This window comes from Pseudomonas sp. R32, from assembly GCF_009866705.1.
In the GTDB taxonomy this organism is placed as follows: Bacteria; Pseudomonadota; Gammaproteobacteria; order Pseudomonadales; family Pseudomonadaceae; genus Aquipseudomonas; species Aquipseudomonas donghuensis.
The window spans coordinates 862,416-874,973 of sequence record NZ_CP019396.1 but is presented as its reverse complement, the minus strand read 5'-3'; the positions used below and the strand labels follow the sequence as shown (position 1 = coordinate 874,973).

Below are 12,558 nucleotides of genomic sequence, written 5' to 3'. Positions count from 1 at the left end.
GGGTTAAACCGCACATTTGAAGATGATTGCCCCTTTATGCCGAAAAAAGACTACAACAAAAAACGACAAACCTGAGCGGGTCACGCTGCGCAAACAGAAACGCCCCGGCAAGCCGGGGCGTTCTGGGAGATCACACGGAGGTTTTAAAGCTTAGCGCACACCTTCCTGGCGAAGCGCGGCAGGCTGGAAGTCAGCCTTGGAGGCAGTGAAGCCAAAGTCGTAGGCTCTCTTTTCCTCGTTCTTCATGCCCAGAGCCAGGTAACGACCCGATTGCAGGTCGTAGATGACTTCCAGGGCGTACCACGGCACCTGGACGTTGTAGTAGTCCTGGGAGTGGGCCTCGGACACGCGCCACAGCTGGTTGCGGCCGTCGTACTGGTCGATCACCGCGGCTTGCCAGGTGTCTTCGTCGATGTAGAAGTCACGCTTGGCGTAGATATGGCGCTGGCCCGGTTTCAGGGTCGCAACCACATGCCATACCCGGCGCAGCTCGTAACGGGCGAGGTCCTGGTTGATGTGCCCGGCCTTGATGATGTCGGCGTACTTGAGCTTTGGATCGTCGAGCTTGTAGCTGTTGGAGGCAATGTACAGCTCTTTCTTGCCTTCCAGCTTCCAGTCGTAGCGATCCGGCGCACCGTTGTACATGTCCAGGTTATCGGAGGTGCGCAGGCCGTCGGCAGCAGTACCCGGGCCGTCATAGGAAACCTGTGGCGCAGCCCGTACCCGACGCTGGCCGGCGTTGTAGACCCACGCTTTGCGAGGCTCTTTGACCTGGTCCAGGGTTTCATGCACCAGCAGTACGGTACCGGCCAGACGCGCTGGCGCCGTCACCTTCTGTTTGAAGTAGAACAGTACGTTGCCCGGGTTAGCCGGATCGTAATCCTTCATCCGGTCACGGAAAACGAACTGGTCCTGGAAGTACACCAGGCTGTACGAGCCGTTTTGCTGCGGCGTGGCCTGGGTTACCAGACGGGTCACGCTGCCGCCACGGTAGCGGGTGATGTGGTTCCAGATCACTTCCACGCCGCTTTTCGGAATCGGGAACGGTACGGCGTTGTCGAAGTTCTCCAGGCCGTTGCCACCACCGACCAGGTTGGTGCTGGTGGCGTTTTTCTTGATCGCGGCAAACACTGCATCCGGCACGGTGGAACCGCGGTGGGTCGGGTACACCGGAATCTTGAAGGTGTCCGGATAGCGCTTGAACATAGCGACCTGGCCTGGGGACAGTTTGTCCTTGTACTGGTCGACGTTCTGCGCGGTGATGGTGAACTTCGGTTGCTCGTTGCCGTACGGGTCGGAAAGGAAGCCCTTGCCGTCGACGCTGCCGGCGCCGGTGGACAGCGGTTTCCAGGCGGTGATCGAGCCGTCGGCGTTACCGGCCTTTTCCGCCCCCATCGGCGTCAGGCTCGCGCCCAGCTTGGCCGCCTCGTCGGCGGAAACCGCCGCCATGACACTGGTCGCCAACAGGGACAGGCCCAGTACACCGGCTTGCAGCAGAGTCTTGGTTGTTTTCATCTTCATGGTCGTCCTGAATCCGAATTCTTAGAAGTTCACGCCGAAGCTGAGGGCGATGAAGTCGCGGTCATCCACGGTGGTGTACTTGCCGTCGAAGAAGTTGGTGTACGACAGGCTGGTGGTGTAGGTGTTCTGGTACTCGGCGTCCAGGCCCAGGCTGATCGCCTTGCGCCCTTCCTCGAAGTTGCCGCCAGGGCCTGGCGAGTAACCGGAGACGTCATGGGACCAGGCGATGTTCGGCTTGAGGTTGACCCCGGCGAACACGTCGTTGTAGTCCCAGATCGCCCGGGCGCGGTAGCCCCAGGAGGTGCTGGTGGTGTAACCGTCGTTTTCGCACTTACGACTGCGGTTGTCGCCCGAGGTGCCGGGGCCTGCGCCGGTGATGGTGCCACTGTTGAGGATCTGCGAGCAGGTATCGAAACCGCCGGTTGCCGGCAATGGACCAGGACCGTAGACCGGGTCACGGCCATAACGCACTTCGTGGGCGCTTTCCAGGCCGCCGACATGGGTCACGCCCAGCTCACCCACCACGGTCAGACGGCTGGCGCCCATGACCTGGTCGAAGAAGTGCGTCAGGGTGGTCTGGAACTGGGTGATTTCCTTGCGCCGGTAACCGTGCAGGTCCTGGCCAGGAACACCATTGAGCAACGAGGCGTTAGCCAGGGTCCCGCCAATTGGACGCACGCCAGCAAACAGGATGTCGGTGGTGTTCAGTTGCACCGGCGCATTCGGCCGGTAGCTGATTTCACCGCTCCACGCGGTACCGGTAGGCAGGGTGGTGGAGAAGCTCAGGCCATACAGGCGGATGTCTTCAGGGTACTCGACGAAGTACTGCGAGTTGCCCGCAACGATCATCGGCGCCAGCGGCCGCAGGGATGCCGGCAAGCCAGCCAACCCGGCATAGACCGATGGCGCGGCGCCGGTGGCGCTGAAGATCGGCGCACGGCTGTGGTAATTCATGAAGTAGGCGCCGAATTCGGTACCCAGCGGGTCGTACATGTAACGGAAGGCCACACCGAACTGGCCGCTGTCGCGCGCATCGCGGTCCGGGCCACGGCGTACCAGCACGCCTTCTTCGTTGATGTTCACCCCGCGGGTGGCGAGGAACTGCTGGGCAGCGCCCGGCACCGTACGGCTGCTGTTAAGCACGCGCAGGTTGTCGGTACAGCCGTCGGCAATGATGTCCGGCTGGGAGAAGAAGGTGCCGCAGTTGTCGACGACGGTCTGGTCCCATTCGATCTGGTAGAACGCTTCGGCCGAGAGGTTGTCGGTCAGGCTCTGGGACACATAGAACATGTTGACCGGAATCAGGCCTTCCTTCACTTCGGCGCCCGGGCGACGGAATGCGGCGACGTCGATCGGGTTGATCGAGTTGATGCCGCCACCGATGAAGGTACTTTCACCCCAACTGACCACCTGCTTACCCAGGCGCACCGAGCCCGGCTGATCGGCGATGGAGTAGTTGTGATAGACGAAGGCGTCGAGGATCTGCCCGCCGGACGATTGCGCGCCCTCTTTGCGGTTGGAATCGCTGATGTCCTTGAACTCGCGATGCTCGTCCTTGAGTTCGAAGTCGTACCAGTACTTGCCACGGACGAATACCCCGGTATCGCCGTACTTGAGCTCCAGGTCATGGATGCCCTTGAAGATCTTCGAGAAGGTTTCACCGCGCTTGAAGTTCAGGTGGCCGTCATCGGAGGTTTGCGACAGGCCCTTGCCGCCGTTGTTGACGCCGATCAGGTTCTTGTTCGGGTTGGCTGTCGACCAGCTCGCCCCCACCGACAGCGACGAGTCGAACGAGCCTTCGATTTCACCGATATTGAAACTGACGCCGAAAGCAGGACCGGCGAGCGTAGAAGCGAGGCTGACGGCCAGGGGCAGTTTCGCCCGGCGCCAGAACAGATTTGCTGATGTCATCGACGCTACTCCATGTACTTTATTTTTATGGCAGTGAGTCCTTTGCAGAAACGCATCGTTCGAGCGGTGTGAGCGCACCTTTTGCTCGAGCGAGTGGCTGGGCACATGCATGTGCGATCCCCCGTTCCTGAAAATCCCCTGAACCGACTATAGCCAGCAGGTTGAACTGCTTGATCCCTCTAAAGTGTGATTTGCATCCCAACCCCTCTGCCGTGGTCTGCATGACCGGCCACTACGCTGGCAGGGGGAAGAATGGCTGAATTTCGTCATTTGACAAGGCAGCCATGCGTCTGGCGTGCGGGTCGCGCCCGAATGGGCACGACCCGCCTGACGTTACAGGGTCGAGAGGAAGGTGCTGTTACTGGCTTGCCATTGGCTGATATCCACGCGGATTCGCTTCTTGTCGAGCTTGCCGACGCTGGTCTTGGGAATTTCAGTAACAAGGGCGATCTGACTGGGGATTGCCCACTTGTTGATGTGCCCCAGCTCCACGAACGGCTTGAGGTGCGCCTTGAGCGCCTTGGCATCGATGCTCTGGCCTTCGTGGAGCACCAGCAGGGCAAACGGCCGCTCGCCCCACTGTGGATCGGCGACGCCGACCACTGCCACTTCGCGGATCGCCGGATGACGGCTGATCAGGTCTTCGAGCTCCAGTGAAGAGATCCACTCACCGCCGGTCTTGATCACATCCTTGATCCGGTCGCGGATATCGATCACGCCCATGCTGTCGAGGGTGGCGACGTCGCCGGTGTGCAGCCAGCCGCCGTGCCAGAGTTCGGCGCCCTTCTCGGCCTCGCGGAAGTAACCCATGGTCAGCCACGGCGCCCGCAATACCAGTTCGCCCTGGGTTTCGCCATCGGCCGGGAGGAACTTGCCAGTACCGTCGACGATCGCCGCCTCCACCAACGGTACCGGCACCCCGGCCTTGATCCGGTAGGTGATGCATTCATCTTCGCTACCGGCCAGCAATTCGTCGTTGAGGTGGGCACAGGCCACCAGCGGGCAGGTCTCCGACATGCCATAGGCCGCGGTCAACTGGATGCCATGGGCCTTGGCCGCCTCATACAGGGCGCGGTTCAGCGCACTGCCGCCGATGATGATCTTCCAACCGCCAAAGTCCTGCTGCTGGGCGCCCTTGGCGTTGAGCAGCATCTGCAGGATGGTCGGTACGCAGTGCGAGAAGGTCACCTGCTCCTTGCGCCACAGCTCGCACAGCATCTCCGGTTCGTAACGCCCCGGGTAAACCTGCTTGATGCCAAGCATGGTTGCCACGTAGGGAATACCCCAGGCGTGGACATGGAACATCGGGGTAATGGGCATGTACACATCGTTGCTGCCGAGCAGGCGCACGCTGTCGATACTGCCGGTGACCGACGCCGCCGCCAGGGTGTGCAGCACCAGTTGCCGGTGGGTGAAGTACACCCCCTTGGGGTTACCGGTGGTGCCGGTGGTGTAGAACGTGGTGGCCACCGAGTTCTCGTCGAAATCGGGGAAGTCGTACACCGGGCTGGCCGCCGCCAGGAGTTGCTCATACTCACCGACCAGATTGGGCAGGTCGGCGGTTTTTTGCTCACCATCGGTCAGCAACAGGGTTTTCTCGACCGTGGTCAGTTGCCCGGCGATAGCCTGGTAGAGGCCGACAAAGTCGCTGTTGACCAGCACGAAGCGGTCGTCGGCGTGATTCATGGTGTAGAGGATCTGCTCCGGCGACAGGCGCACGTTGATGGTGTGCACCACTGCGCCGATCATCGGGATGGCAAACATGCATTCGAGGTAGCGATGGCTGTCCCAGTCCATCACCGCCACGGTGTCACCGGCCTTGACCCCCGCCGCGGTGAGCACGTTGGCCAGCCGCGCGATGCGTTCGTTGAGGGTCAGGTAGCTGTAGCGCAGTTGATCGCGGTAGACGATTTCGCGGGTTTTCTCGTAGCGACTGCCCGACAGCAGCAAACGCTTGATCAACAGCGGAAACTGATAGGCGCCCTCGGCGGGAGGAATGACGCGAGTCTGCAACATAGGAGTCCCTTTTCTAGTGTGCACAAGCTAAGCAAGACATGTCCTACTCTAGAACGCCACAGCAGCGGCCAAATCAGCCAAAGGAATGATTTGACCGGTGCAGGGACCAGCGGCGTTTAACCATCACTGTCAGTGCATCTCGGTGAAGGCAATCTTCACGCCCAGGGCAATCAGCACCGCCCCCATGCTGCGGTCGAACCAGTGGCCCATGCGCGCAAAGGCGGCGCGCACCCGCTGCTGGCTGAACAGCCTGGCCACCAGGCAGAACCACAGGCCGGTGGCCAGTGCCAGGTAGACGCCGTAGCCGGCCTGCACGGCCAACGGGGTGTGCGGGTTGATCACCACGGTGAACAGCGACAGGAAAAACAGCGTCGCCTTGGGGTTCAGGCCGTTGGTCATGAAGCCTGCGACAAAGGCGGCACGCGGCGTGCGCTCGACCGTCGAGACCTGCACGGCGTCACTGCCAGGCGCCGCAGGGCGGGCGCGCAGGGCCTTGAAACCGATATACAGCAGATAACCTGCTGCCAGCCATTTCAGCACGTTGAACAGCATGATCGACTGCGACACGATCAAGCCGATACCCAACAGCGAATAGCCCACATGCAGGAAAATCGCCGTACCGACACCGCAGGCCGTCCAGGTGCCGGCGCGCCGGCCGTGGGTAACACTCTCGCGTACCACCACGGCAAAGTCCGGGCCGGGGCTGGCCACCGCCAGCAGGTGAATCAACGCGACAGTCAGAAATTCAGCCCAGTACATGGGGGCTCCTTGCGGCAAAGAAGGCAATCGGGGGCGCTACATTACGCTTTCGTCCTTTCGGGCAACAGTCTCTGGTAGGAGCGGGCTTGACTCTCCTCCTGAGGGCAGGGGTTAGCCTCAGCGCTTTTGCCCCTGGACCTGCCTTCGATGAGTAAACGAATCCTGGTGATACTCGGCCACCCTGCGCGCAACAGCTTCTGCGCCGCGTTAAGTGACAGCTACATCAATAGTGCCCGGGATAAAGGCCATAGCGTCTGCCTGCTGGCACTCGGCAACCTGGCCTTCGACCCGATCCTGCATGACGGTTATCAACAGGTGCAACCCCTGGAGCCCGACCTGCTGCACGCCCAGCAACTGATCAGTTGGGCCGAGCACCTGGTGTTCATCTTCCCGGTCTGGTGGGGCGGTATTCCGGCGTTGCTCAAGGGCTTTCTCGATCGCATCCTGCTGCCCGGCTTTGCCTTCAAATACCGCAGCGGCTCGCCCTTCCCCGAACAACTGCTCAAGGGCCGCAGCGCCGACCTGCTGGTGAGCATGGACACGCCGCCCTGGTATTACCGCTGGGTCTATCGCATGCCGGCCCTTGAGCAAATGCGCCGCACCACCCTTGGCTTCTGTGGAATCAGGGCCAAAAAGACGTTAACGTTCGGTCCTGTCATCAGCTCAAGCGAACGGCAACGCGAAACCTGGCTGCAACAGGCGCGCACACTGGCTCGCCGGCATTAAAAGGACGTTCGATGTACATTGGCAAAGCCGCGCAGTTGTCCGGGGCGACCATCAAGAGCATTCGCCACTATGAGCGCATCGGCCTGTTGCCGGCGCCCAGGCGCCAGGGAAGCTATCGCCTGTATGACCAGCAGAGCGTCGCCCTGCTGAGCCTGATCAAGTGCGCGCAGAAGCTCGGTTTCAGCCTCAAGGAAATGCAGGCGCTGGTCGGCGATGATCAGGCCGGGCTGCCGATGGAGCGCGTGCGCCAAGCGATTGCCGGCAAGAAAGCCCAGTTGCAGGCGCAGATCCAGGCGCTGCAGCAACAACATCAAGGCCTGCTCGAACTGGAAAGCAGTCTTGAGCAAAGCCATTACGATTGCTTCGTCTACAACGCCTGAGCCCTCACAGGAGTCATCCTAATGTCCATCTCCCGTCGCGCCGTATTTCTCGACCATAGTTCCCTGGACCTGGGTGACCTGGCGCTGGATCGCCTCAAGGCCTGTTTCGATGATTTGCAGCTGTATCCGGCAACCGCTCCCGAGCAGGTCGCCGAACGCCTGCAGGGCGCAACCGTGGCGATCAGCAACAAGGTCATGATCGACGCCGCCACCCTGGCGGCCTGCCCCGAACTGAAGCTGATCCTGGTGGCCGCCACCGGCACCAACAATGTCGACCTGCAGGCGGCACGCGCTCAAGGTATCGTCGTCAGCAACTGCCAGGGTTACGGCACCCCGTCAGTGGCGCAGCACACCCTGGCCCTGCTGCTGGCCCTGGCCACCCGCCTGAGCGACTATCAAAAGGCCGTCGCCGACGGCCGCTGGGGCCAGGCCAAGCAGTTCTGCCTGCTGGACTTCCCGATCGTCGAGCTGGAAGGCAAGACCCTCGGCCTGCTCGGCCATGGCGAGCTGGGTGGCGCCGTGGCGCGCCTGGCCGAAGCTTTCGGCATGCGCGTGCTGCTAGGCCAATTGCCCGGCCGTCCGCCGCGCGAAGACCGCCTGGCGCTGGATGAGCTGCTGCCGCAAGTCGACGTCTTGACTCTGCACTGCCCGCTCAACGAGCACACCCACAACCTGATCGGCGCCCGCCAACTGGCCCTGCTCAAGCCGGGCGCTTTCGTGATCAACACCGCCCGCGGCGGCCTGATCGACGAGCAGGCCCTGGCCGATGCCTTGCGTGCCGGCCACCTGGGCGGTGCCGCCACCGATGTGCTGAGTGTCGAGCCGCCAGTCAATGGCAACCCGCTGCTGGCGACGGACATCCCGCGCCTGATCATTACCCCGCACAGCGCCTGGGGCGCGGTCGAATCACGCCAGCGTATCGTCGAGCAGTTGAGCGAAAACGCCGAGGCGTTTTTCGCCGGCAGCCCGCGCCGCCAGGTCTAAGCCAGGCCCGGCTCTGGTAAACTGCGCCACTTTTTTCAGGAGTCGCCGTCCATGGACCCGCGCAGTGAAGTGTTGCTTCGTCAGGCTGATCTTTTCCAGGGCTCGCTGTTGCTGGCCGGTTTGCCTGCTGACGACCTGCTCGGCAAGCTGCCAGCGGCCCATGGCTGGAGCTGGCATGCCGGCGATCATGCGGCGCTCGATGCGCGCTTCGCCGGGCGCAGCCACTTCGGCGTAGAAGCACCGGCCCAGGCCTTCGACGCCGCCGTAGTGTTTTTGCCCAAGTCCCGTGACCTGGCCAATTACCTGCTCAACACCCTGGCTTCGCGCCTGGCCGGCCGCGAGCTGTACCTGGTCGGCGAGAAACGCGGCGGCATCGAAGGCGCGGCCAAGCAGCTGCACGCCTTCGGCAAGCCCCGCAAGCTCGACAGCGCCCGCCATTGCCAGTTGTGGCAGGTCACCGTGGAGCACGCACCGCAAGCCAAATCGCTGCAAAGCCTGGCCGAGCATTTCGAACTGGCGCTGGCCGATGGCCCGCTGCAGATCGTCAGCCTGCCGGGGGTGTTCAGCCACGGCCGCCTGGATCGCGGCAGCGCCCTGCTGCTGGAAAACCTCGATCAACTGCCCACCGGCCACGTGCTGGATTTTGGTTGTGGTGCGGGCGTCCTCGGCGCGGCCATAAAACGTCGCTATCCGCAAAACCGCATCACCTTGCTCGATGTCGATGCCTTCGCGGTCGCCAGCAGCCGCCTGACCCTGGCCGCCAATGGTCTGGACGGCGAGGTGATCAGCGGCGACGGCATCGATGCCGCACCGCGCGAGCTTGACGTGATCATCAGCAACCCGCCGTTTCATACCGGGGTGCACACCAATTACCAGGCCTCAGAAAACCTGCTGCGAAAATCAGCCGATCATCTGAAAAAAGGCGGAGAAATGCGCCTGGTGGCCAATAGCTTCCTGCGCTACCAACCGCTGATCGAAGAGGCCCTGGGCAACTGCCGGATCCGCGACGAAGGGCAAGGCTTTCGCATCTACCAGGCAACACGCGGTTAAAATCAGCGCTTGCCGAAACGGATTTGCCTAGGCAGAATCCGCTCCGTCCTAGGGGAGTAGTCTCCCGCGAGCACCCAGCTCGCCCGGTACGCGTCAACATACTTGGTCCACAGACCATGGCGCGTGCGACCCACGGTCCGCACAGACGGACCCAGGGTTTGACAAGACCTATGACACGAACACCTTACCCGGGGCGGGAAGGCTGTACGTGTCATAGCCGTGTCGACCCGCCCCCGTAGGAATCCTGATGCTGGAATCATTGCTCGTCCCCACCGCGATCGTGGCCCTCGCCGAAATTGGCGACAAGACCCAATTGCTCGCGCTCATCCTTGCCGCCCGCTTTCGCAAACCCTGGCCGATCATTGCCGGCATCATTGCTGCGACCCTGGCCAACCATGCGGCTGCAGGCGCGGTCGGCGCCTGGGTCAGCACCTTCTTCAGCGCCGCCACCTTGCACTGGATTCTCGCGGCCAGCTTTGCCGCCACGGCGTTGTGGACGCTGATCCCGGACAAGATGGACGATGACGAAGCCAGCACCGCCCGGCGCTTCGGCCCGTTCCTGACCACCCTGATCGCGTTCTTCATCGCTGAAATCGGCGACAAGACCCAGGTCGCCACGGTGATGCTGGCGGCACAGTATCCGCACCTGATCATGGTGATTATCGGTACCACCCTGGGCATGTTGATTGCCAACGTACCGGTGGTGCTGGCGGGCAACTTCGCCGCCGAGAAACTGCCGCTGACCCTGATCCGCCGCCTGGCTTCGGCCGCGTTCTTCGTCCTGGCCGCTGTGGCGGTGTATTCGGCAATGCAGGTCAGTGGCTGGATAGGCTGATCGGTGGTGACTTCATCGCTGGCAAGCCAGCTCCCACAGGCCTTGTATACACAGAACCCTGTGGGCGCCGGTCTTGCCGGCGATGGGCCGCAGCGCGGCCCCGGCTATAACTTACTTGCGGGCCTGTTCGTACAACGGCATCACCTTCGGAATCGCCGCCTGCAACGACGCCTGGCGGCTCGCCGAGGCCGGGTGAGTGCTCATGAACTCCGGCTGCGAACCGCCCGAGGCCTGAGCCATCTTGTCCCACAGGCTGATGGCTGCATTCGGGTTGTAACCGGCTCGGGCGGCCAGTTCCAGGCCGATCAGGTCGGCTTCGTTCTCGTTAGCCCGGCTGTTGGGCAGGGTCAGGCTGTATTGCACCACGGTGTCGGCAATTGCCAGGCTGTCCTGGCCCAGGCCCAGCAAGGCTCCCGCGCCCTGGCGGGCCATCTGCACACCATAGGCCTTGGACATCGCTTCACGGCCATGCTCGCGCAAGGCGTGGGCGATTTCATGGCCCATCACCGCAGCCAGCTCGTCATCGGTCAGCTTGAGTTTGTCGATCAGGCCGTTGTACACGAAGATCTTGCCGCCAGGCCCGCAGTTGGCGTTGAGCTCGTCGCTCTTGATCAGGTTCACTTCCCAGTTCCACTGTGCCGCATCCGGGCGGAATTGCGGTGCCTGGGCAATCAGGCGATTGGCGATGGCCTGCACGCGCTTGGCATTGGCGCTGCTCTTATCGAGCACACCCTTGCTCGAAGCCTCACCCAGGGTCTGCTGGTAGGACTGGGCGTACATCTGGTTGACTTCATCGGTCGACAGCATGCTGAACATATATTGCTTACGCTCGACACCCACGGCGCCGCCGCTGGTGGTGTTCACCGCCTGGCAGCCAGCAAGCAGGACGCTGGCGCTCAATGCACCGATTACAAATGACTTACGCATGAAAACACTCCCTTCGAACATGCCGCGTATCCTAGGCCGACTCGCTTGAGCCCGCCATATCCCTGATGAAGATTTCTCCAGACGGTGCTCATGCTTTCGCCCCGCCGGGCCGATAACGCAAGGCAGACGCCTTTCCTTGCGCTTGGAGCCCCACATGAAGTTCCGGTCGATCCAGTTTTCCGTCGCCGCCCTGGCTGGTGCCATTGTCCTGAGCATTGTTGCCGCTCTGGTGCTCTACGCCGTGTATGCCGGCGAACGCACCCAGGAACTGGTGCAAACCCGCACTCAGCAGCAGTTCGAGGCGGTGATCGAGCAGCGCCTGACCGCCCTGGCGCGGACCCAGGTCAGCGAAATCCAGCGCGGCCTGGAAGCGCCCCTGCTGATCGCCCGCGGCCTGGCTACCAGCAACGCCATGCTTGGCATGCAGGACAGCAACGGCAATGCCCTGATGAAGATCGAACGCGAGCAAATGATTGCCCTGCTCAAGCAGACGGCGCTGACCAACCCGCTGATTCTCGGCACCTACCTGGGCTGGGAGAGCAATGCCCTGGACCACGATGACGCGCGCTTCGTCGGCACCTCGGTCACCGGTATCGACAGTGCCACCGGGCGCTTCCTGCCCTGGTGGTTCCGCAACGAAGACGGCAGCCTGGGCCTGGACAAGCTGGCCGACGTCAATGACCAGACCGTCCTCGCCACCGGCGTGCGCGCCAGTGAGTACTACCTGTGCCCACGGGAGTCGAAAAAAGCCTGCGTTATCGACCCGGCACCTTACAAGGTAGGCGACAAGGTGGTGATGCTCGCCTCGTTCGTCGAGCCGATCATGATCGACGGCAAGTTCCAGGGCATTGCCGGCGCCGACCTGTCGGTGAACTTCATCCAGGAACTGCTCAATACGGCCGACCGCCAGCTCTATGACGGGGCCGGCGAACTGGCGCTGGTGTCCGGCAACGGCCGCCTGGTGGCCTTTACCAAGGACCCGGGCAAGTTCGGCGAAAAAGCCAGCGACGCTCTCGACGCCAATGCCGCCGGCACCCTGGCGCAACTGAGCGGCGAAAACCTGCACTACGAAGTCGACAAGAGCGCTGGCCGCATCGAGCTGTACCTGCCATTCAAGATTGCCAATACCGACGCCCGCTGGACCCTGCTGCTGGAGCTGCCGATCAGCGCAGTGATGGCCGATGTGGAAAAACTGCAAAGCGATCTCAGCGCCCAGCGCAGCACCGACATCACCGGCATGACCCTGGTAGGCCTGGGCATCGCCGCGCTGGGCCTGCTGGTGATCTGGCTGCTGGCCCACGGCATCGCCCGACCACTGCGGCAGATGGTGGCGATGCTCGATGACATCGCCCAGGGCGAAGGCGACCTGACCCGCCGCCTGAGCAGCGACCGCGCCGATGAACTGGGCTCGATCGCCAAGGGCTTCAACACTTTCCTGAGCAAGCTGCA

10 protein-coding genes, 1 pseudogene and 1 riboswitch are annotated in these 12,558 nt (G+C 62.4%); of the genes and pseudogenes, 6 read left to right on the top strand and 5 right to left on the bottom strand.

Translation table 11 applies throughout. From position 1 onward, the window contains the following. Positions 1–150: 150 nt before the first annotated feature. From PspR32_RS03885 to PspR32_RS03870, 4 genes are all read right to left on the bottom strand, one after another. Positions 151–1,515, bottom strand: coding sequence for a DUF1329 domain-containing protein (locus tag PspR32_RS03885; protein ID WP_010225787.1), 1,365 nt, complete (start codon positions 1,513–1,515; stop codon positions 151–153). Between the two features lie 27 nt (positions 1,516–1,542). Further along, positions 1,543–3,432, bottom strand: coding sequence for a DUF1302 domain-containing protein (locus PspR32_RS03880; RefSeq protein ID WP_010225786.1), 1,890 nt, complete (start codon positions 3,430–3,432; stop codon positions 1,543–1,545). Between the two features lie 333 nt (positions 3,433–3,765). Continuing rightward, complete coding sequence (locus tag PspR32_RS03875) at positions 3,766–5,448, bottom strand: fatty acid--CoA ligase (protein ID WP_100781939.1); 1,683 nt, start codon at positions 5,446–5,448, stop codon at positions 3,766–3,768. A gap of 129 nt (positions 5,449–5,577) precedes the next feature. After that, the gene (locus PspR32_RS03870) at positions 5,578–6,207 is read right to left on the bottom strand and encodes a LysE family translocator (RefSeq protein WP_010225784.1); all 630 of its coding nucleotides are present in this window, start codon (positions 6,205–6,207) and stop codon (positions 5,578–5,580) included. Between the two features lie 147 nt (positions 6,208–6,354). Here PspR32_RS03870 and PspR32_RS03865 point away from each other — a divergent pair, with 147 nt between their 5' ends. The 5 genes from PspR32_RS03865 (at position 6,355) to PspR32_RS03845 (ending at position 10,182) form a co-directional block, all read left to right on the top strand. Next, positions 6,355–6,933 carry an NAD(P)H-dependent oxidoreductase gene (locus tag PspR32_RS03865; protein ID WP_010225783.1) on the top strand — a complete coding sequence of 193 codons (579 nt, stop codon included), beginning with the start codon at positions 6,355–6,357 and terminating at the stop codon, positions 6,931–6,933. Positions 6,934–6,944: 11 nt separating this feature from the next. Beyond that, on the top strand, positions 6,945–7,313 hold the full coding sequence (locus tag PspR32_RS03860) for a MerR family transcriptional regulator (protein ID WP_010225782.1): 369 nt from the start codon (positions 6,945–6,947) through the stop codon (positions 7,311–7,313). Positions 7,314–7,334: 21 nt separating this feature from the next. Then, positions 7,335–8,297, top strand: a complete 963-nt coding sequence (locus PspR32_RS03855) for a 2-hydroxyacid dehydrogenase (protein WP_010225780.1) — start codon at positions 7,335–7,337, stop codon at positions 8,295–8,297. 51 nt (positions 8,298–8,348) lie between these two features. Then, positions 8,349–9,347 (top strand): class I SAM-dependent methyltransferase, encoded by a 999-nt coding sequence (locus PspR32_RS03850; RefSeq protein ID WP_036993850.1) that lies wholly within the window; start codon positions 8,349–8,351, stop codon positions 9,345–9,347. A gap of 38 nt (positions 9,348–9,385) precedes the next feature. Next, positions 9,386–9,507: riboswitch (yybP-ykoY riboswitch) on the top strand. An 87-nt stretch (positions 9,508–9,594) separates the two neighbouring features. After that, positions 9,595–10,182 (top strand): TMEM165/GDT1 family protein, encoded by a 588-nt coding sequence (locus PspR32_RS03845; RefSeq protein WP_010225776.1) that lies wholly within the window; start codon positions 9,595–9,597, stop codon positions 10,180–10,182. A gap of 111 nt (positions 10,183–10,293) precedes the next feature. On the opposite strand, the gene PspR32_RS03840 is transcribed toward PspR32_RS03845, so the two are convergent. Continuing rightward, positions 10,294–11,109 (bottom strand): M48 family metallopeptidase, encoded by an 816-nt coding sequence (locus PspR32_RS03840; RefSeq protein ID WP_010225775.1) that lies wholly within the window; start codon positions 11,107–11,109, stop codon positions 10,294–10,296. A 154-nt stretch (positions 11,110–11,263) separates the two neighbouring features. Here PspR32_RS03840 and PspR32_RS26595 point away from each other — a divergent pair. Further along, a pseudogene (locus PspR32_RS26595) lies at positions 11,264–12,550 on the top strand (HAMP domain-containing protein); the annotation flags it as partial. Positions 12,551–12,558: the final 8 nt, after the last annotated feature.